A 21,609-nucleotide genomic window follows, 5' to 3' on the forward strand; every position below is an offset into this window, starting at 1 on the left:
TATTGAAGCAAAGAACTGCAAATCATCAAGTCTATATTTCCTATTATATACATGACAAAACTTTCTGTCGATATTTTTTAAAGATTTCTGCTCTCATTCTAACCCCTCTCTTTTAAGCAGTCAAACCTTCGCCATTCCTCAAAAATAATTAATTCGAAACAGGCTTGTTTCTTCAAAAAATCCGCTGGAAAAAAGAGGCAAGCATCCCTTACAATTTATTCCATTATAAACCCATTTGAACTTTCAATGAAAATAGAAGAGTTAGTAAAAAAGCTTGACAAAGTATACCAAAATAAGGCAAGGAGGTATAACAATGAATAAAAATATTAAAATTTCAAGTCAATTTAATTATGAAGAAAGACGTAGATGGGGAAATCGCATAGCGGATTAGGTTTCTCTTAAATTGTGGTGGAGGGAGAAGAACCCAACGGCGATAGGTAGGGGATAGGGGAAAAGGCAAAAAGGATAGAGAAAATCCTTGATAAATTCCCTCCTTAAGAAACTCCTAAAATAGATTAAAATCAATGAAAGAGGTGAAGCAAAGATGGGCTATTCTTCCTTTATCTGCCAAATCTTCACTGTTCCATCTTCAACGCCGACCGCTAAGAAATGTCCATCGGGATTGAAGGAGACGGAGTTGACCCAATGGCTATGGAAGAGGCTCGTTACCCTACTTCTTTTCAATAGGTCCCAGATATGGACTTCTTGATATGCTCCGAAGGCGAGAAGTCTCTCATCCGGGCTGAAGACCATCTGCCAGATTCCGCTGTTATGTCTCAATTCAGCGACGAGCTTCTTGGTCTTCACATTGAGGATTTTCGCCCTCCCATCCTCCGAGCCCGAAGCCAAATAAGTTCCCTTTGGACTGAAGGAAACGAACCATACCCTATCTGTATGTTTGTAGGAGATTATCTCCTCTTCCTCCGGGAAGCTCCATATCTTGACCGTGCCATCATCGGAGCCTGTTGCCAAGAGGGTCCCATCCGGGCTGAAGGCGAGGGAGCGGATGCCAGCAAAGGCAATGAAGGCTATACTTCGTCTGTGAATGAGCTCGCTGAACTCGCAAATCTTTACAGCTTCTTCGTTTTCGTTATCCTCCATTGAAATCAGACCTTCTCTTTTATTGTTTACTATAAATAGTAAACAAGTCTTGTTAAATGACAAATGAGGGGGTATAATCCAACTCGCTATGAAGCCGATATATGGACCCGTTTCCTCTTGGAGATTGGGAAGGTCGCTTGGGATTGACCTCCTTTGCAGGGAGGAGAAAATTTGCTCCTTTGATTGCATCTATTGTCAGCTGGGTGAGACGAAGATAAAGACAATCAGAAGGGATGTATATGTGGAAAGCGAGAGAATTTTCGCTGAATGGGAAAAGATAGAGGGGAAGTTTGAGGCTGATGTGATAACATTATCGGGCACGGGAGAGCCTACCCTTGGGAAGAATTTGGAGGAAGTCGTTGAGTTCCTACGGGGAAGGACTAACCTTCCCCTTGCGATTTTGACCAATTCAAGCCTTCTCGGGGATGAAGAAGTTAGGGAGGAATTGAATAAATTGGATATAGTGGTGGCGAAGTTAGATGCCTGTGATGAGGAATCTTTTAGAAAGATAAATAGACCGGTGGAGGGGTTGGGATGGGGAGAATATTTGGAGGGGATTAGGGAGTTCAGGAGGGGATATAGGGGGAAATTCGCTTTGCAGATGATGTTTATTGATGATAATAAGGATTTGGTGGAGGGGATGGTGAGGTTAGCGGGTGAGCTAGAGCCAGATGAAGTGCAGGTGAATACTCCACTTCGTCCCTGTGGGGTGCGTCCTTTGAGCAGGGAGGAACTGGAGGAGATAAAGGGGAGGTTCGCTGGCTTTCCCGTGGTCATCTCTCCCTATGATGTAAAGAAAAAGGTAGCAAGACCATTGGATGTAGAAGAAGTTTACAAGAGGAAACGTCCCGAGCCCTGAAGGAAATCGCTTCGTCGCTTCGCTCCTCGCAATGACAAAGAGGTATTTTCATTGCGAGCCCGCCGAAGGCGGGCGTGGCAATCTCACCTATAGAGAGAAGACTTAAAATGGGTCCCAAATGTTATGAAATTATACAATATATTGACTGGTTATTTGTTTTGGATATAATGAAGACAATTAATGAAAATATTACATTTAAGAAGGGGGTTAAAGCTTATGCAACTTTTACAGGACAGAACTTTTAAAAAACTCTTAGCGTGCTTGTTTGTCATCGCGCTTCTTGGTCTCCAAGGTGGCGGTGGTGCTCCTTCTCCTCCATCAGTTCCAACCCAAACATTTGAGAAAACCTTCGGAGGTAGGGATAGTGATGGGGGCAATTGCGTAGCGGAGACTAAGGATGGAGGTTATATCATCGTTGGGACCACTTACTCCTTTGACGCAGGTGGTGGGGATGTATATCTCATAAAGACGGATTCAAAGGGTAATAAGGTTTGGGAAAAAAACTTCGGAGGTAGGGATAGGGATGAGGGCTATAGCGTAGCGGAGACTAAGGATGGAGGTTATATCATCGTTGGGGGAACTTGGTCCTTTGGCCCAGGTTATAGTGATGTATACCTCATAAAGACTGATTCAGAGGGAAACAAGGTTTGGGAAAAAACTTTCGGAGGTAGGCATGTGGATGTGGGCTATAGCGTAGCGGAGACTAAGGATGGAGGTTATATCATCGTTGGGAAAACTTTGTCCTTTGGTGAAGGTTTGGAGGAGGAGGATGTATACCTCATAAAGACGGATTCAAAGGGAAATATGGTCTGGGAGAAAACCTTCGGAGGTAGGCATGTGGATGCGGGCTATAGCGTAGCGGAGACTAAGGATGGAGGTTATATCATCGTTGGGAGAACTTATTCCTGTGACGCAGGTATGGAGGATGTATATCTCATAAAGACGGATTCAAAGGGAAATATGGTTTGGGAAAAAAACTTCGGAGGTAGGGATAGGGATGAGGGCTATAGCGTAGCGGAGACTAAGGATGGAGGTTATATCATCGTTGGGAGAACTTGGTCCTTTGGCCCAGGTTATAGTGATGTATACCTCATAAAGACTGATTCAGAGGGAAATAAGGTTTGGGAAAAAACTTTCGGAGGTAGGGATAGGGATGAGGGCTATAGCGTAGCGGAGACTAAGGATGGAGGTTATATCATCGTTGGGTGGACTGGGTCCTTTGGCGCAGGTGAGGACGATGTATACCTCATAAAGACTGATTCAAAGGGAAATGTGCATAAGGGGAAGAGCTATGTGAAATAGGTGGTTGGGAATAAAGCAGAAAGTGGAAAACGTTATCGGATGGAGAGGTGGGAGAAATTTAAGGCTCATCCGGGAAGGGATTAGCGAGTTTTAATTTGAGGGGCGGGCTCCCCGAAGGGAGCCCGCGGCAATCTCTCGCTCCTATTTAATCAAACTCTGGAATCTCTCATCCTTGTGAAGCGATTTGAAGTTTTCGTTTACCCTGGCTTCAAACTTCAATTCCGGCTTCAGCTCCAATGCCCTCGTCAAGTTATCCAAAGCCATCTCCTTCTTCTCCATCTTCGCACAAATCATCGCCTTAATAAACCACATATTCCCATTATCCGGCTCCAATTCCAATACCCTGTTAATCGCCCGGAGAGCCTGGGGATTATGTCCCGCCTTAAAGTAGCTGAGGCTTCGCCATCGCCAATTCTCGGGGTTCTTTGGCTCCCGCTGAGTTGCCTCCTTGGCAGCCTTTGCGGAAAGGCTGAGCTCGTCAAGCGCATAATTGGCGATTGCAAGCATTCGCCAGACCTCCGCATCCCCCTTGTATACATCCAAAGCCTCCCTACAAGCAGTAATAACTTCTTCAAAATTGCCCATCTCAAGCTCTACCTTAGCTATTCCCTTCAATGCCAAGAAGTTCTCCGGATTCAATTCGTTTGCGAAGAGAAATGCCTCCATAGCCTCGTCGTAGCGTTCAAGGGTGAGGAGCGTATCACCTTTCTCTATCAATATTTCCTCAGATGGTTCCTCGTCAAATGATATTGCCTTATCATAGGCTTCCAGCGCCTCCGTTAGTTGTCCTTTCTTTTTCAATATCAAACCTTTCAGGAACCAAATATCGGGGTGGACCTTTCCCTCCTCCGTTATTAAAGCTTCATTGACTACTTCGGAGGCAGAATCCAATTGCCCAAGAGCGAAGAGGGCACAACCCTTGAGGTATGATAAATCCAAATCATCGGGTCGTAACAAGAGGGCTCTTTCCGCTATCTCTAAGGCTTTCTGGTAATCTCCTTTCTCCATCATCTCCATAGCCTCGTCATAGGCTTTTTCTATTTCGCGGAATTCAATGTCTACGGCTTTAATAAGACACTCCTCCATCATCTCCTCATTTCCCAACTTCTGCCAGACGCTGGCGAGGAATCGCCAGTAAAATGGTTCGGTACAGGGGATATCCATCGCTTTTTCCAGCACTTCCGGCAATTCCTTGTATCTTTTCTTCAGCACAAGCGCGCCGATTTTTGAGAGCCAGGCTTTGTGATAATCCGGCGCGATTGCGAAGACCTGGTCGTAAACCCTTCTCGCCTCGTTCTCCTTCCCCTCCCGCCAAAGATTCCATGCTTTCTCAATGAGTTTATCCACATCTTTCAGATTGTATTCCTTTTTCATCATAAATCCACCTCGCTTATGGAAGGAATTGAGGAAACGAATTCGGAGAGTTCGCTCCATTCCCTTATGATTTCCTCCCGGGAAATGGGTGGGATTACTTTGGCGTGGGAATTTTTAGCTCTCACTAAAATCGCTCTTGATTTCACTTCGTAGAATAGCTCTCCTCGCAAAAGGGCGCGATGAAGTGAATGGGAGATAACATCAAGCGGTATTCCGCTTTTCCTCGCGGAAGCAAGTAGGTCAAGCGTCTTTATCCTTTTAGAACTCACCCCATTTTCCCGAAGTATTTCCCTCAATTCCTTATCCTCAACCTCCTTTCCTTCCTGCAAGACGATGCCCACCATTCTCTCCACAATTCGCCAACTCGCTCTCCCTGATTGGGAAAATAGATGGATAAGTCTCCATCGCTTCGGCGGGATTTGCCCCGGGTTCAAAAATAGAACTTCCCTTTTCGCATTTAGCAAGGCGGAGAAATCCTCAATGTCCCTTTCATCTGGGAACATTAATTGGATTTGTTCCTCCAAGGGAATCCCGTTTTTTAGGCATACCAGGGCATAACCCTCGCCTCCGCCCCATTGTGCTTGGCTTGACTCAACGAGATAGGAGATTTTGTCTCCTATCGGTGGATAATGGATGACTATCTTTGCCCCTTGCTTATCGGCTGTTCTCCCGGGAGGAAGGATTAGGATATTCAGGAGGTCCTTTTGGAAAAGGGGAAGCATTTCTTCACCCCAAGAGGCGAAGAAGTTTCTCTTATTGAGTTCCTCCTCCAGTTCTTTTCCCTTTGGCGTGTAGATAATAACATCCCTCTCCTGTTTCTTAGCCTCCGTTAAGAAGGGGTAGATATCACTAATCCTTCTGATTAGAAGTTGGAAGTTTTCCTTGTCGGTTTTGATGAACTCCAAGTGATTGAAGTTTGAGAGAAATTCTTCCAAGCTCGGGTGGAATAGGAAGATTTTTCTTTTTACTTCCGGGATGTTTTCGCTCAAAACGGGGGAGAAAAATGTGCTTGAGTAGAGGAGGGAGAGAGGTTGGGTGATGATTAGGATATCCGCTTTCTTTATTTTTTCTCTTACCTCTTCATCCATAAGCCAGTATGGATGGAGCGAGAGGACGCTTGGCGTTTCCTCCCAAATTCTCAGGAAGAGGGACATATTCAACACAGGCTGAGGCGGTAAATAAGGTATGGGTTGTTCGTGCTGGGAAAGGAGGAAGGCAGGGTCGGAGTAGGAGATAATGGCGACGCGAAGGTTTTTTCTTGTGAGATGGGAAAGGATAGGGGATAGGTTTGTGGTTAGAAGGACACAATCCTTTTGGAGCAGGATTTCTCCGTTTAGGGGGAATTCTTCCGAGGGTTTTTCCTCAAAGGCAAATTCCTCCACTTGCTCCAATTTTTCCTTCCAGGGGAAGGAAGGGAATTGGAGTTTCATATGTTCACTCACGGCGGAGTAGAGTGATTTCCTCGTTTTCTCGCATTCCTCGTCTCTCTTGAAGCCCGGAAGGGAGGCGAGCGCTATTTCCCTGCTGAGGATATCCGAGCGGAGGCGTTTATCAAGGAAAAGCACCACTCCCCTATCGTTTGGCGACCTTATAAGCCTTCCAAATCCCTGTTTGAAGGGGATGATGGTCATAGGCAAGAGGTAATCTATGTATTCGTCCCTTCCCATTTTTCGCATTTGTTCGCGTCTTGCTTGGGAGAGTGGGTCTCTGACGGAGGGGAATGGAAGCTTTTCAAGGATGAGGTAGGAAAGGGAGGGACCGGGCACATCAACGCCCTCCCAGAAGGAACGCAGTCCCAGAAGCGTGGCTTCCTCTCTATCCCTGAATTCACGCAATAAGTGTCTCTTTGAAACGCCCCGCCTCTGCCAATAGAGGGGAAGCATCCTCTCCCCCAATCGGGGTTCTAAGTTCTTACCCACATATTCCAATCTCTCCCGGGCGGAGAAAAGGACGAGGCTTCTCCCCTCCACGAAACTGATGAAATGAAATAACTCTTCAAGCGTTTCCTCTTTGAATTTTTCAATATTCTTTTGTGAAGCATCGCTCCTTAAGTAATAGGGAAGGAGTAGGAGGACGTTTTCATTATAATTGAATGCAGGAGGGAGTGAGAGCAGGTCGTCATCGCTGATGTAATCATCTAACCCCAACCTATCCAAGAAGAAGCTGAATCCCTTTCCAGCAATTGTTAAGGTGGCGGAGGTGAAAACTACTGAGCGAAACTTTTCATAGATATTTTCCCTCAGTGCCTCGTCAACCCTGAGCGGTGCCTCGCGGAAAAGCCAATTCAAAAACTGGGGCGGAGGAGAGTTTAAGTCTATCTCCTCTGGGGCGTCTTCGCTAATCTCTAATTCTATCCATCTGACGAATTGTTTTTTATTGTAATCCCAATTAGAGAGGGAGAAACAGTCGTTGAGCCTTTTTGAGAAGTTGTTATAGATATTTCTGAGCTCATCAGCCAAATGAGGAGATTGTGAGGAGAGTTTGAGGACAAGCTGAACGATTGCGAACCTTAATTGTTCCGATGTTTTGCTCATCTTTCTAATCAGTTCCCGAACTTTTCGCCAGTGCCTTTCGTCTCTTCTTGAGAGCCTTTTCATCCAAAGGGAGGCGGCATAATAATTGTGGAGAGAGAGATTTTGCGTGAGGAAGAAGAAGTGGAGCGCCTTCCCTAACTCGTCTAAGAGTTCGTGTAGCTCTCTAACTGCGGCGAAAGCGGAGCGTAAATCCTCGTTATCTCCCAAAATCTTTCTCACCCTAAGAAGCATTCCCCTATTTCCTTCCTTATTGAGAAATAGAGAGAGAAGAGCGGTGAGCTCCACTTTTCCGATTTCTTTGCCGAAGGCTTTGCTTGCCGCATCCTCCAGATTATGCGCCTCGTCAACCACGATTGAGCATTCCTGGGGATTGTGCCATTTCTTCATCAGGAGGAGCCAGTGGTTAGTTATAATGACATCCGCTTCCTTAGATGCTCTATCCGCTCTCTGGAAAAAGCATAGAGAGAAGAAGGGACAACTATTCCTTACGCAGATATCCCTATCCGATTTTATGTCTTCCTTCAGGGCAATGGTATAGGGAAAGTGTAAACTCAGCCAATAGGGAAATGCGTCCAAATCCTCAATTTTATCTTTCGCTTCCTCAATAAATCTTCCCACATATAGCAAGAGGAATTTCTCCTCTTCCGTCGTCTCCTCGCTGAAGCGCAAAAATGCGTCCTCCAATTTATAAAGGAATCGGCGCATGCAAAGGTAATTGCCCCTCCCTTTCAGGACAACATATCTCGGCGAGAAAGGCAGGAAGGGAAGCAGTTTATTTTCAAGGTCGGAAACGGCTTGATTCTGGAGATGCTTCGTGTAGGTGGCGATTATCACCTTTCCACCTCCCCTGCTGACGAGGAAGGAGGCAGGTAGAAGATAAGCCAAAGTTTTACCGGTTCCCGTGGGAGCCTCTATCATCCCTATTTTCCCCTTCTCAAATAGCTCCGCCACCTTGCCAATAACAGTCCTTTGCGATTTCCTTTTCTCCCAGCGTCCCTTCTCCACCAATTCATCGTAAAATTGCAGTACCTCTTGGGAAGTGAAACTGAATTCGCTTGGCTCTCTCATTATCTCTTCAAGTGATTCTGCTTCGTTGTGGGGAGGAAATAGGTGTGAGAAATCATTTGGTGGAGATGGTAGGGAGAGTGATTCGGCGAGGACGGGCGAAATTAAGTGGAGAAGGGAAAGGAATTTGCTTTCCTTGAGTTTCTCAAGCGATTTTTTAAGGAGGCAATAAAGGGCGAGACAATCGTAGAGGGCATTGTGAGGAAACAATCCCTCCAAACGGAGCTCATCGCTGAGTTTCGCTATTTCATCTTCAATTCCCACTTCCTTAATGATTTCCTCAAGCGAGTAGCTGCTTGCCAGTGGGAAAGCGAGAGAGACCAGCTCTAAGCTATCAAGGTAGGGGTTTGGCAGATTTAGGTCATGGGAGGCGAGGATTGACAAATCAAACCCGATGTTGTGCCCTATCAAGGGGAAATCGGAAAGGAAGGAGGCGAAGGACTTGAGCACCTCCTCAATAGGCGGTGCTTCTTCAATTCTTTTCCTTAATTCGGGTTCAGTGAGTTGAAGCTTTAATTGAAGGGTATAGGGAAGATTTTTCAGTTCCTCGGGTGGGATATTTGCATATAGGTTGATGAAGTCCGTTATTCGCCAATTCTCCACTTTGAGGGCGGAGAATTGGAAAGGGCGGGCGGATTTGTCCAATCCAGTTGTCTCCAAATCCAAGATGATGAAGCGGTCAAAGGAGGGAAAATGGAAGATTGTCGGATTATTTTCCCTTGCCATTTCGCTTTAAATTATAGCAGAAATACAAGTTGTTGGAGAGATTGATTGCCCACTACTTAACTTACGCGCTAAATCATAAATTCCCTTCTCAATAATAGCCGCCAACGTTTGTTCCAATGTATTGCCCCTCTGCACCCAACCCCAGAGGTCGTATCTGGATGGGGAATGCCTTGAGATATAAGTTAAAAGTCAATTCCTTTCTTCTTTTATTGTATAGTAGAGAAGCGACCCAGCAGTGTAGGTCCCTTGTCAATGCGAGGTCTAGCTCTTCAAGCTTATTTGTATAGCCATTGTAACCATAGATTCCCTCAATCTTCCACCACTTCCCCAATTCCAGCTTTGCCGTTCCCCTCACAAATGCCAGCTTCTTCTCTTCAGTAGCATACCTTATATTTATATTCCAAAGAGGCTTCGTCTTCTCGCCAATTTTTATATTCGCTATGATATCACGCCATTTTTTGCTTCTCGGCTCATAGCCAAGATAAAGGCGAAAATCGCCCCAACTGGGAGATATCTCCAATCTGCCGGTGATGGAGTAGGGGTAATCGTTTCGGAAATCGTAGCCTCCCTGAAGCGAAAATTTTGCGGTTTTGGAGCTCAGGGTCCAGCCTGCGTTTAGGGAGCTATAGGGATAGACTTGGTCCATAAAAAAGGGGCTGTAGCCCCGAGAGGCGGTATGTCTAAAGGAGAGGTTTAGGGAGGAAGAGCCAATGGGAACTGAAAGGGTGGAGGAAAGATTGTATGAATAGAGGGCTGTTCCATCTCCATATAGCCCTTGAAAGAAATCTCCATTTAAGGCGAGATTGGGCTTGTGTCCTTGGGAAAGGCTTTGGGAACTGCGCCAATATGTGGAGAGTGAGAAGGTCGCTCTGGATAAGAAGGGCTTAGTGATGAATTGGCGATATTGCCCCCAGACGATTTCCGCATCTACAGGTAATTTGGACGAAATCTCGGGAGCTTTTAACCTTATCTCCGGCATTTTCTCAAGGAAAGAGTAGTTTTGGTCAGCGGTGTAGACATCCTTGTCCAAATCGCTTCTGCGTTTTGTCTCCACCTCAAGTCCAACTTTACCTTGTTGGCTGAAAAGAAAAGTTGAATAGAGTTCCTTATCTGTTGGAGTATTTGAATAAGAAAGGCTTGTATTTTGGATATCCACCTTCAAATTTCTCCTTGCATCAAGCCGGATGTTATAGAAAAGAGAAGCGAAAAGATTTTGGGAATCGTAGAAACCCTTGAGATTTTGCTGGCGGAAGCTCAAGCTGAGGTTGCTGGTAGAGGTATTCTGCTCAATAGTTGCTTGGAGATTAGACGTCCTTGATGAGCCACCATACCAGAGGCTGTTTTTCTGGAAATCGGAGAGAATAGAAGCCCTCAAACTTCCCTTTTGCCAATCCATTTTACCGTTTGCGGTAAGGCTCTCTCCTTCCCCTCCCGAGGGAGCCATATGATAAAGGGAAAAGGAAGATTTCAAGTGGGGATACACAAAGGTGTGTTCTATTCCCTGTCCCGTGCCCCTTTTCTGGATATAATCAAGGTGGAGAATGCCAGTTGCTACCGCCGTGCTTAGATAGGGATAGGTTGTTTTGATGAAGTAGCCCTGGTAAGGGTCGCTTCCAAACTGGGGAATGAAGCTCCTTTTGGCAGGCGTCTTTAAGGGAATGACGAGATAGGGAAGATGGAAAAGCTTCTTTCCCAGGGCAACAAAGGAGACATCTCTTGCAACAAGCTTATCGCCGAAGATAACAAATATCTCTTTAGCGTTAACGCTGTAATGGGGACGCAAAAGGTTGCAGGTTGTGAGGGAAATGCCTTTCCCTTCCATTTCCTTAGAGGTACCTGAGCTTTCCTTCGCGTAAAGGAATAAAGGTGCTTGTGCTCCTTGCAATCTCTTCGCTTCAATCTCCACTTTGCCCGATTCCATCTTCCATTCCTCTTTCTCCCAATTAAAGAACAGCTTCTCTCCCCTCATCATTTCTCCCGATTTCATGAGTAAAGCGTTCCCCTCAACTACGCCTGAGTTCTCATCAAGGCTTAGAGTGACCTTATCACCCCTGATCTCGTAATCCTCATATTTTATCACCACATCTTCCCCTATTATTTTCTCCTCAGAGGGAATATATTTCGCTCTTTTCGCTGTTATGGTTCCCTCTCCAGCGAATGAGAGGGAAAGGATGAGGATAAAGAGGAATAAGAGACAAAACCTTGATAGCATTTAATAAAGATTATAGTTATGTTGGAAGCTATCGTTAAATGTTTATTTCGCCTTTCTGAAAGGCAGTCAATCGGGTCGTCGCTGTAAGGAGCAAAACGACGCCACAATCTCTTTTTTAATAGGGATTTCCACTCGCTCCCGCTGGGAACATATTCCCAAACTCTTCGTGAAGATTTACTTAATTTTATATTCACAGTAAAATTTATAAAGAGAGATGGAGTCAGAATTTAAAAGGGGAGCAACAAATTTTTAAAGGTTTTTATTTACCAAAAGAAACGGAGGAATGAAAATGAAAGCGAGCAATTATTTGTTCGGAATTTTGGTACTTCTCTTCTTTGGGACTTCCCTTTCCTTTCCCTTAGACAGAGATAAGACCACCTTTATAGCTCCTAACGAAACTATTTCAGAGACCTATATCTGGGCGGGCAATGTTCTCCATTTCCATGGACACGCTTTAAAAGACCTTGTTCTCTTCGGGAGGGAGGTGGTGCTTCGGGGTGTTGTGGAAGGGGATGTGGTAGCGTTTGCTCAGAGGATAGAGATTGAGGGAGAGGTTAAGGGAAGCCTAAGAGGGGCAGGTGAAACCGTTGATGTGAGGGGGAAAATCGGGAAAGATGTCAGCTTGGCAGGAAGATATGTCAACATCTTAAAGGGAACGGAGATAGGTTGGGACCTCCTTGTAGGAGCGCAGAGGCTTTCAGTTGAGGGGAAGGTGGATGGTAATATAAAAGGAAGTGCAAGTGAGGGAATTTTGGGAGGAGATGTTGGTGGAAATGTTGAGTTAAAGCTTCAAGAACTGACCGTTTTGCCATCCACCCACATAAAAGGCAATCTAATTTATTCCGCCTCTCAGGAGGCGTCAATTCCCAAGGAGGCGAAGATAGAGGGAAAGGTCCTCTTCAATCCCCTCTCTACCCCGACTCCCAAACCCAAAAGGCAGGGGACCCCAATAGCCTTGAGGCTCTTTTGGCTGCTGAGCTTGATGACCACGGGCGCTTTCCTCGTCCTGCTTTCCCCAAGGCATTTGAGGGAGATGGGAAACGATATGCTTTATAGACCTTGGTTCAATATGGGATGGGGATTTATCGCCCTTATAGTGGCGCCCATAGGCGCTATATTGATGGCAATAACTCTAATCGGGATTCCCTTGAGCTTGATAAGTTTGCTTATTTATTTAATTGCCATTTATCTTTCAACCCTTATTGCGGGAACAGCTTTGGGGATGAAAATTTTACAGCGTCTTTTGAAGAGTGAGGATGTAAATCTTTATCTCTCAATGGCGGTTGGAGTTATCGTGTTCTATATCCTTCAAAATATACCGATTCTCGGTTTGATAGTATCATTGCTTGGCATCTGCTGGGGGCTTGGAGGGATGAAAGGGCTCTTAGGAAAGAGGATAAGGGCGGCTCGCTTGCAGGATGGGTAAATTTATTTTGAAAAATGGTTGTTCGCCAGAAGAATTACCGCCTTGAATTGTTTTTGAATACTGAGAAATGCTTGGCTAAGGTATAGGCTTCGTATATTCCGAAGATTCTTGATATGTCCTTATAGCTCAATCTTGAAGTGAGGGATATGTGCTATTATAATAAAAGTATGCTCGTCATAACTGGCTCAGCGGGATTCATTGGAAGCGCCCTTGTTTGGGGATTCAATAAGAGAGGCTTTGATGATATTTTGATTGTAGATTCCTTGGGGCAAGACGAGAAATGGAAGAACCTCCTCAACCTTCGTTTCCAAGATTTTATGGATAAGGACGAATTCATAATTCGCCTTGAGAAGGGCGAGCTGGATGGAAAGATAGAGGACATCATCCATATGGGAGCATGTAGCGATACAATGGAAAGGGATGCCGATTTCCTACTCCGCAATAACTATGAATACAGCAAAAGATTGGCTTTATGGTGCTTAAAGAGGGGTAAACGTCTCCTCTATGCCTCCAGCGCCGCTACCTATGGCGATGGGAAGATGGGTTTTTCAGATGACCATAGCCTCCTGCCTTCCCTCCGACCTCTCAATATGTATGCCTATTCCAAACACCTATTTGACTTATGGGCATACAGAAACTCTTTTTTGGATAAGATGGTGGGATTGAAGTATTTCAATGTATTCGGTCCAAACGAATATCACAAAGGGGAGATGCGCTCCGTCATCCACAAGGCTTACGAGCAGGTCAAGCGGGAAGGGAAGATAAGGCTGTTCAAATCCTACAATCCGAATTTCAAAGATGGCTGGCAGATGAGGGACTTCGTCTACATAAAAGATGTCGTTGAGGCTACGATTTTCCTCTATGAGAATAAGAAGGCGAGGGGGATTTATAATATAGGGACGGGTAGGGCAAGGAGCTTCTATGATTTAGCTATGGCTGTATTCAGGGCTTTGGAAGTGGAACCGAATATAGAGTTCATAGATATGCCAGAGGAGATAAGAGATAAGTATCAGTATTGGACGCAGGCGGATATCAGCAAGCTGAGAAATGCGGGCTTCGTGAGGGAGTTCACTTCCCTTGAGGAGGCTGTAAACGATTATATCCGCAATTATCTCCTCAAACCCAACCCTTATTTGGGAAATGAATTTGAGGAAAGGAGTTGAGTTAAATGCTTCTTTTTTTAACCACTTATTTTACCACCATTTCCCTCCCAGTCGAAAGCTATACTGCTTATAAAGTGGAGAAAGCCCCCGTGATAGATGGTGATTTGCGCGATTGGAAGGGAGTTCCTTCGGTTGAGGTTAATTACGATATAGAGAAAGGGGAAAGGATAAAGCTCAAGACCTATGCGAGGGTAGTTTGGGATGATGAGCACCTTTACATTTCTTTTGAATGCGAAGATAACGACCCTTGGGCGACAATCACAAAGCGGGACGGCTTCTTGTGGGAGGAGGAGGCGGTGGAGGTTTTCATAGACCCAAGAGGAGATGGGAAGAGATATGTTGAGTTGGGAGTGAATCCCCTCAACACTGTTGACGATATTTTGATAATAAGGGAGCCAAAGTATCGCTGGCTCTTGAATTGGAATCTATTTGACCTGAAGACAGCGGTTAGGAAGAGGGAAGGTGGCTGGGATGTGGAGATAGCCATTCCCTGGTGGAATTTCCTCTCCTTTGAGGTTCCCCTGCCACCCCGAGAGAAAACCTGGCGAATCCAACTGTGTAGGGTGGATAGACCAGACCATAAAACACCCATATGGGTCTCCTGGTCTCCCACTCGCCAGACATTCCATAAGCCGGAGAATTTCGGAAAGGTCCTTTTCTCCGCGGAAAGAAGGTAAATGGGCAGCTTGAAAGAGGCTTTCATTTTAGGGCTCTTGCTTTTCGGGCTGATGAATTCCATTTGGGGAGTGCCATTTCTTTTGGCTTATTGCCTGTGCAGTGCGAGGGGTTCCTTTTATTGGACATCCCTTTTCCTCTTCGGCAATTTCACCGCTTATTTCTTTGTTTTCCTTTTATTTCTTTATTCGGGAGGAAATATAGTGGGAATAATACCTAACTTAAGGCAATTTTTCGCACTCGTGATTTCCTTCTTCTCCCTAATAGAAGGTTTTTTAATCCTCCTCACTGTTGCAACGCTGAAAAAGGGGCTTGTTATATTTATGAAGGGCTATCTACTCAGCGGGTGGGTGATTTACCTTTTCGGTTTTTTGGTCGGACTCTATCTTGGGAAAAGCGCTGAGGGAGCGAGCCTCTACTTTGATTCGTTGTTCCCATCAAGCAAAGGGATGTTTGCCCTTGCCAGCTTTCTTGGATGTCTTGGGACTTTCATTTCCCCTCTCTATATCCTCACGCCATTCTTCCGCGTCTTTCCCCTCCATACTTACACAAAAGGCGAGAGGAGGTTCTGGGATTCAATTGCGGGGATGACATTGATGATTACGGGAGCGGTATTTTTCTTTTTAAGGTAAAGGCTTTAATGGGAATAAGACCTAAGAGGATTCCTCCTCCTTGAGCATCCTGTTTATTTCTTCCTCCATGATATGCCCCTGGAGAGTTACCTCTACCTCACTTATCCCCTCAACGCTAAGGGCTTTCTCCTTGATTTGTTTGCCGATGAAGAGAGCGAATGGAGGAGGGCAGAAGGGAGCGGTGAGATGATATGTTATGGAAGCCTTGTTCCCTTCCACCCTTACCTCATCAATGAGTCCAGCCTCCAGGATTGAGAAGCCAAGCTCGGGGTCGGCTACATCCTTGAGGGCAGAGAGGATTGCCTTCTCCTTTTCAGATTGATTAGCCAATTTCTTTCCTCCTTTATTTGCTTTTTCTCACGATCATGTGACGGAGGATGCCCTCCTGTAGCTTCAGGAACTGGTCCAATTCCTTCAAGGTATCACCCGTCGTTTGAAAGAGGATGACGACATAATAGCCCTCCGTCTTGCGATTGATTTTATAGGCGAGCTGCCTTTTCTCCCATTCTTCTACATTTAAGACCTCGCCCTTTATCTCGTTTTTCACTGCCTCAATGATTTTCTCCCTTTCCTCATCGCTTAAATCAGGGTCTAAGATGAACATAAGCTCGTAAATATGCTCCACGATATCAACCTCCCTATGGACATTTTGGCTCCTCCCTGAGGGAGGAGCAGGGTTTCAATAAGATTTTAATGAAAAATTCAAGATATGGCAAATCGCTGTATAATTCCATAACATTTGGGACTCCTCTGGTTATTAAATTCCTCTATATCCGTTGAGTCCAGCGGGTATACATCTATGAAATATTCTTGGATAGTTCTCTGGAATCGCTCCACATAGCCGTTCTCTTGCGGTCTCTTTGGATGGGTGTAGAAATGGATAATACCCTTATTCCTGAGAAAATCTTCAAATTCTCCCGCGAACTCACTCCCGTTATCCGTTTGAACACACCCCACAGGGAAGGGGGATAACCAAATCTTGAGACAACATCTATTCTTCTATCCTTTTATAATTGTATCACTCTTATACCCCAGTTTCTTTTTCTTGGATTTTTAGGTCTTCTTGAGAGAGGTCGGAGCGCTGCGGGGTTATAACCTGCGTCTTTGTATATCTTTCTCCATCTATAGACTGTGCTTCTTTGTATAATTCCAATATCTTTGTGAAATTGTGCAATTTGCCCTTGCATTTCTCTCTGATATTTTAAATGCCCCCTATGTGAGAGATAAAGAGTGGTATCAAAGGGCGCTCTAATATTTTAACTTGTCAAAGAAGCTCATAAAAGCAGGCATCTTTACTCGCCTGGAAAAGCAGTAAATCGCCTTTCCTTGTCCATTCAACATCCCCTAACTCCCTTCCATCCTCCCCGAACGCCTTAACCTTGACCTTCTCCCATTCCTTTTTGAACTCTCCCAATCGCAACCCCACGGAGCATTCCCGCCCAATGGGAATGGGGATTATCCGAAGGGAATTTCCCCTCTTCTCAATCCTCAAACAGCCATCTGTTACAACCTTCCCAAAATCAATCGTTCTCCCCTCTTTATTCAAACGATATAGATACTTCTCCATTAAATCCTCTCCAGCTTCCTCATTGAACTCAATCCTCACTCTATCATTCTCTCTCCTCACCTCCAACTTACCCACCAAAAAACTATCCCTCCCATTTCCAAGTGTTACTCTCCCCTCCTTATTATAGAGCCCAAGATAGACTGGGAAAGTTCCCTCTTTATCCTTGGGCACCTCTATCGTATATGGACCATCTTCTATTACCATCCCTTTCTTCCAATCTTTTGTTGGAATAGGAAGATTATGGTCTTGCTGGAAGGCGATGGTATTTCTTTGAGGGTCGGTGAAATGGACGAAAGCAACGAAATCTCCACCCACCTCATCCTCAACTCTCCATCTATAAGTTATCTCAAACCTCCCGTCTCCCAGGTCCTTGAAATTTGAAATAGAAGGGAAGATTCGCTTGATTTTGGGAAGATATGTCTGCGTCCTGGCGTCGCAGAAAATCCCTTCCTCATCCTCGGAGTAATCAACGATAACGCCTTCACGCCTTGCGGTATAGGCGAGAACTCCCGCTCCCTCCGCAAGAAATCCATATTGAGGAATGATATAATTCCCTACTCTCCAGTCATCCCTTCCCCTGTTGAGGAAAAGCTTCAAGCCATTGGTAAATTCAATGAATAACCTATCCATATTGCCGAGAAGAATCGCTCCCGAGGAGCTTATCCATTTCCCATCTACTTCGTAGAGAATCCTCCTCGGCATAAAGGTCCCATACTTCTTCTGAATAGGCAGAGTGAGGAAATACTCTTTAGCCAAACCGTGAACGCTGAACATCAATTGGTGCCCCAAGAATCCGATTCTACCAAAGGCGAGAGTCATTATCCTATATTCGTCCCTTTCCTCCTCGGTTGGCACACGAAAATACCATGATGGGTCGGAATAGCCATCTATCAGCCAGCGCTCGTAATATCCCATCCCGTGATTGAGCATCAGCGGATGAACCTTGAGGAGTTCAAAGTCGGGAAGCATGGGGATTTGACGGCGATTCACACCGTAATTTGAGCCGCCATCGTAATATCCCGCCTCAGTGAAGTCGCTTGCCTCGCAGACGACTGGACCATTATATGTCTTTCGCAGGAAATCGTAGGCTTGCACATTTACTCTATGGGTATAGCTAATCTTTCCCGCGCCCTCAGCCTTCGCATCGTAATCCACATTCCAGCTTGGCATAATGTCAAAGTAGCCAGCATTCACACCATATCGCCTCTTTATCTCGGGAGAGAAGATTTTCTCGTAATAAAGGAATTTTGAGGGCTTTAAAATTAGAGCTTGGATGGGCACCGCCCCATTGAACCAACCTTTTAAATAATTCCCCTCCGGGTCTAAAGCAACATCCTCATATTTAAATGCCTCGGAGTTAGGATAATAATCGTAATAATTCTCGTGAACACAGAACCTATGCCCTATCCTCTTCGCTTCCTCGCATAACTTTCTCAGTTCCTCATCACCACCAAGCGATTTATTAGCGGGCATAGTTGTGGGATATGCGTTGTCATATCCCTCCCTTTGCCATTCGTGTTTGATGACGAGCAGGCTGTTTATCCCATATCTCTCCAATTCCAGTAGATATTTCCTATCATCGGCGAACTTTCCCGTCCAAATATCCAAGACAAGCCTATTTGAGAGCTCCTCCAGATAGGGGGAAGCTGGATTGGGGATATTGGGGAGAACCTCGTCAAGAATGGGAGAAGCGGTTAAATAGAAGATTTCCCTTGCGGGATTTCGCTCTCCGTTGGTCTTCGGGATATATGTGGGGGAAGAGCCATCGCCGCCTATGCTTGAAGCCTGGGTTTCCCACCAATCGCAGAAGGAGGATAAGAAAAGGGGCTCAACATAGGCTATTTCGGCTTGTCCCTCAAAGAGGAAGGGAATGAATACCTTTCTAAAGGGTGGAACCGCTATATTTATCGCATTGACGATGGGCTTCTCTGAGGAGAACTCCAATCTCAAGGACTTCCCTTCTATCGTCGCCTTGATTTTAAATTCTCCCCTTTCCCCCTTAAACTCCCATACTTCCCACTCCTCAACGCCTTTTTCCACAATTTTAACCTCAATATCCTTTTTAACATCTTCCCTTGCCCAATCAACTACCTCGCCTTTCAATACCAAGCTCACGCCTCCCATAAAGCAGGGTCCCTCTATCTCCTTTCCATTGAAAAATACAAGCAGATTGTTCAGAGATGAAAATGGTGGGGAGAAAATGTAATCTATCTGGCAATCTTTTCCTTTATAGCTGAATTTATATGAACCGTTTGAAAGCTTTTCAATTTTGTTTTGGAAGGGCGATGGGCAAGAGGGTCTTGGATTTTTCGCTCCTATTCCCCAAAATCTTCTGACATCACCGGTTTCCTCCCCATATCTCTTTAATATCTCCTTTCGCTTTTCCTCCTTTTCTTTCTCCTCCCATAATCTCGCTTCTTCCTCATTACCTACGATGACTTTCAACTCACCTACCCTCGCCCAATCGTTTGTCGTATTCCATTTCTCACCGGGATTCACCACCAATCTGAGGGTTATCCTCTTCCCCGCGAGATTTGATATATCAAAATCCCTTTCCTCCCATTCCTCTTTTCTGCAGAAAACACTGGCGATTTCTTTCCTTTCCCCATCTTCTATAGCCAACAGTTTATAGATTACCCCATCGCTTGCAGGGAGCGCTCCCTGGGATAGGGCTACTTTCAAACGAATCGTTATCGGCTTCACTTGAGGGAGAATAAGTTCCCATTCCGCGAAGGTTTCACCGGTGACACCACGCCAGGGTGGATGGATGAACCAGGGAGTGATATCTCTCTCCCTCATTTGGGGATAGCAATCAGCTCCCGTTGACTCAAATCTTCCATACCAATAGGGTGGCATATATCTCTCTTTCTCGCCCTTTATGATAAATCCCCAGCGAGGATAGGCCTCTAAAAGGTTATTCACACCCTCCTTTGGATTTATAGGCTGAGCGAATAGCAAAGCAAGGGAGGTGAATAGGGAGAGGCAAAATCTCATTTTATCTCTCCTCCTGAAAAAATAGTGGACAAACTTATAAAGGTATAGTAATATTTTTGAAAAAATTTTTCAAGGAGGTAGAGTTAAGATGAAAGTGAAGGTAGACAGAGAGCTTTGCATAGGTTGCGGGCTCTGTGAGGAGAGCTGTCCAGAGGTCTTCGCCTTGGACGATGAGGGCAAGGCATATGTTTTGCCCGATGCAGATTTTGAAGCCTGCGACCTTGAGGATGTAGCCCACTCCTGTCCCGCTGAGGCTATCAGCATAGAGGAGTAAGCTTCGAAGGGCGATAGGGGGAGATTATTGTCTCTGGTGAGAGATGAATAATCTCCCCCTACGCTCATTCTGGGTTAAGTATTTTGACATTGTGTTGACAAACTATAGATTGAGAATATAATAGTTATCGTCAGTCAAAGTAAGAAATAATTCATTCTAAAAAGAAGTTTTGAGGAGAGCTCTGTCCCTCTCATATTTTTAAAGCAAAAATCCAAAGAGAAAGGAGGTGAGAAAGAATGAAAAGAAAAGGATTTACGCTCATTGAACTGCTCGTCGTCATAGCTATCATCGCTATTCTCGCGGCAATTCTCTTCCCAGTTTTCAGCCGTGCGAGAGAGCAGGCGCGTAAAGCTGCCTGCGTAAGCAATATGAAGCAGTTAGCGCAGGCTTTGCAGATGTATGCACAAGACTGGGACGAAAACTTCCCAGATTGGCGATGGGGTCGTGATAGAGGTAATCCTCCTGTAAGCGGGAATCCCGCAACGCCGCTCCCTTGGTACCTCGCTGCCTTCCCCTATGTGAAGAACGAGGCTGTCTATGTCTGCCCCTCCGATAACCGTTGCCCCGACGGTGGTCCAAAAGGTAGAAGGTGCTGTGAAGATTGTAAGTACCCCCAGTTCCCAATAAGTTACGGTATAAACGAGGTTATAAGCGGTTGGGGTAGGACCTCCTTAGCCCAATGGCAGAAACCTGCAGAAACTGTTCTTCTCGGTGATTGTCGTGCTTCTCTGACCGGAAGCTGGCCCGGCTCTACCCCGAATTCACCCGGCTATATAGCTCGCTATATACTCGCCAACCAACCTCCCTCAGATGCATGCGGTGGCTGTCTTAGTGGCATCAATTTGCCGGCTATGCGCGATGATTATACCCGCCACACCGGTGGTTCAGTTATCGCCTTCGTTGATGGACATGTTAAGTGGGTGAAATGGGACCAGATAAAGATGAGAAGTTACGGAGGACCGCTTGTCTACCTGCCAGAGGACGAATGGTATTGATGATGAGTAGCTGAAAGGAAATGTGGGGGAGCGGGAGGCAGAGCCTCCCGCTCCCCCACATCCTTTGATTGTATAAAATAGCTTCTACTTGTATGTCGAATATGAAGCAGATTATGACGGCGATGATGATGTACACTCAAGACTGGGATGAGAGGTTCCCCTACGCTAGCTGGGGAGACCTTCACCCTGGCGGTGTGGAGAACCCAGCTGCTTCGGACTGGCTGGATGGCATTTACCCATACTTGAAGAATGTTCAAGTCCTTGCTTGTCCAAGCCAGGGATGGAGCCAGGGCATCTGCAATGTCATCCGCTGGAGAAACCCAGTCTGGAACACACCTAACATCAGAGTTAACTACGGCTTCAGCGAACCTGTTGCTCTGAATTGCGGTGGAAAGGGAAGTCTTGCAGCTATGAAGTATCCCGCCGATTCCTTCGTCGTTGGAGAGTCCGTTTGCCACTGGCTTGGAGGCTATTGGAATGACCAGAAGTTCTTCTTCCGCAGGACCGCTTGGACGGACTGGTATGGCTGTGGCTGTCCACCTTCTGGCGACATTCCTCCGGATCCTGATGACCACACTTACCACTCCGGAGGAGCTAACATAGGCTTTGCTGATGGACATGTTAAGTGGATGAAATGGGACCAGCTATACTCCGTGATGCGAGGAGGAAGGCTACGCTACGGGCAGTGTGAGCTATAACTAAAAAGGGGG

Annotated in this window: 17 protein-coding genes; 9 read left to right on the plus strand and 8 right to left on the minus strand. The window is 45.7% G+C overall.

Annotated features, from left to right (window positions below):
• Positions 1–549: 549 nt before the first annotated feature.
• Positions 550–1,101 (minus strand): hypothetical protein, encoded by a 552-nt coding sequence (locus H5T88_00975; GenBank protein ID MBC7328911.1) that lies wholly within the window; start codon positions 1,099–1,101, stop codon positions 550–552.
• Positions 1,102–1,189: 88 nt separating this feature from the next.
• Here H5T88_00975 and H5T88_00980 point away from each other — a divergent pair, with 88 nt between their 5' ends.
• Both H5T88_00980 and H5T88_00985 read left to right on the plus strand, forming a co-directional pair.
• Positions 1,190–1,960 carry a radical SAM protein gene (locus tag H5T88_00980; GenBank protein ID MBC7328912.1) on the plus strand — a complete coding sequence of 257 codons (771 nt, stop codon included), beginning with the start codon at positions 1,190–1,192 and terminating at the stop codon, positions 1,958–1,960.
• A gap of 216 nt (positions 1,961–2,176) precedes the next feature.
• Positions 2,177–3,262, plus strand: coding sequence for a hypothetical protein (locus tag H5T88_00985; GenBank protein ID MBC7328913.1), 1,086 nt, complete (start codon positions 2,177–2,179; stop codon positions 3,260–3,262).
• A gap of 141 nt (positions 3,263–3,403) precedes the next feature.
• Here the strand turns inward: H5T88_00985 and H5T88_00990 are convergent, their stop codons facing one another.
• The 3 genes from H5T88_00990 to H5T88_01000 form a co-directional block, all read right to left on the minus strand.
• Positions 3,404–4,696: a tetratricopeptide repeat protein gene (locus H5T88_00990; protein MBC7328914.1), complete on the minus strand. Its 1,293-nt coding sequence runs from the start codon at positions 4,694–4,696 to the stop codon at positions 3,404–3,406.
• Positions 4,636–8,961: a DEAD/DEAH box helicase family protein gene (locus tag H5T88_00995; protein ID MBC7328915.1), complete on the minus strand. Its 4,326-nt coding sequence runs from the start codon at positions 8,959–8,961 to the stop codon at positions 4,636–4,638. The genes H5T88_00990 and H5T88_00995 overlap by 61 nt, the downstream gene beginning before the upstream one ends.
• 88 nt (positions 8,962–9,049) lie before the next feature.
• Complete coding sequence (locus tag H5T88_01000) at positions 9,050–11,173, minus strand: LPS-assembly protein LptD (GenBank protein MBC7328916.1); 2,124 nt, start codon at positions 11,171–11,173, stop codon at positions 9,050–9,052.
• 289 nt (positions 11,174–11,462) lie between these two features.
• Between H5T88_01000 and H5T88_01005 the strand changes: the two genes are divergently transcribed.
• The 4 genes from H5T88_01005 to H5T88_01020 all read left to right on the plus strand — a co-directional run bounded on the left by H5T88_01005 (position 11,463) and on the right by H5T88_01020 (position 15,069).
• On the plus strand, positions 11,463–12,599 hold the full coding sequence (locus tag H5T88_01005; GenBank protein ID MBC7328917.1) for a hypothetical protein: 1,137 nt from the start codon (positions 11,463–11,465) through the stop codon (positions 12,597–12,599).
• A gap of 167 nt (positions 12,600–12,766) precedes the next feature.
• Positions 12,767–13,762, plus strand: coding sequence for an ADP-glyceromanno-heptose 6-epimerase (gene rfaD, locus H5T88_01010; protein MBC7328918.1), 996 nt, complete (start codon positions 12,767–12,769; stop codon positions 13,760–13,762).
• 5 nt (positions 13,763–13,767) lie between these two features.
• Positions 13,768–14,439 carry a carbohydrate-binding family 9-like protein gene (locus H5T88_01015; GenBank protein MBC7328919.1) on the plus strand — a complete coding sequence of 224 codons (672 nt, stop codon included), beginning with the start codon at positions 13,768–13,770 and terminating at the stop codon, positions 14,437–14,439.
• Positions 14,440–15,069 (plus strand): hypothetical protein, encoded by a 630-nt coding sequence (locus H5T88_01020; GenBank protein ID MBC7328920.1) that lies wholly within the window; start codon positions 14,440–14,442, stop codon positions 15,067–15,069.
• Positions 15,070–15,090: 21 nt separating this feature from the next.
• On the opposite strand, the gene H5T88_01025 is transcribed toward H5T88_01020, so the two are convergent.
• The 4 genes from H5T88_01025 to H5T88_01040 form a co-directional block, all read right to left on the minus strand.
• On the minus strand, positions 15,091–15,399 hold the full coding sequence (locus tag H5T88_01025; GenBank protein ID MBC7328921.1) for an iron-sulfur cluster assembly protein: 309 nt from the start codon (positions 15,397–15,399) through the stop codon (positions 15,091–15,093).
• A gap of 13 nt (positions 15,400–15,412) precedes the next feature.
• A complete protein-coding gene (gene rpsF, locus H5T88_01030) occupies positions 15,413–15,673 on the minus strand; it encodes a 30S ribosomal protein S6 (protein ID MBC7328922.1) in 261 nt (86 codons plus the stop codon).
• Between the two features lie 98 nt (positions 15,674–15,771).
• Positions 15,772–16,026, minus strand: coding sequence for a transposase family protein (locus H5T88_01035; protein MBC7328923.1), 255 nt, complete (start codon positions 16,024–16,026; stop codon positions 15,772–15,774).
• A gap of 307 nt (positions 16,027–16,333) precedes the next feature.
• Positions 16,334–19,630, minus strand: a complete 3,297-nt coding sequence (locus tag H5T88_01040) for a hypothetical protein (protein ID MBC7328924.1) — start codon at positions 19,628–19,630, stop codon at positions 16,334–16,336.
• A gap of 88 nt (positions 19,631–19,718) precedes the next feature.
• Here H5T88_01040 and H5T88_01045 point away from each other — a divergent pair, with 88 nt between their 5' ends.
• From H5T88_01045 to H5T88_01055, 3 genes are all read left to right on the plus strand, one after another.
• On the plus strand, positions 19,719–19,904 hold the full coding sequence (locus H5T88_01045; GenBank protein MBC7328925.1) for a ferredoxin: 186 nt from the start codon (positions 19,719–19,721) through the stop codon (positions 19,902–19,904).
• Positions 19,905–20,140: 236 nt separating this feature from the next.
• Positions 20,141–20,899 (plus strand): DUF1559 domain-containing protein, encoded by a 759-nt coding sequence (locus H5T88_01050; GenBank protein MBC7328926.1) that lies wholly within the window; start codon positions 20,141–20,143, stop codon positions 20,897–20,899.
• A 92-nt stretch (positions 20,900–20,991) separates the two neighbouring features.
• Positions 20,992–21,597 carry a hypothetical protein gene (locus tag H5T88_01055; protein ID MBC7328927.1) on the plus strand — a complete coding sequence of 202 codons (606 nt, stop codon included), beginning with the start codon at positions 20,992–20,994 and terminating at the stop codon, positions 21,595–21,597.
• Positions 21,598–21,609: the final 12 nt, after the last annotated feature.

Source organism: bacterium, assembly GCA_014360495.1.
GTDB lineage: Bacteria > Armatimonadota > JACIXR01 > JACIXR01 > JACIXR01 > JACIXR01.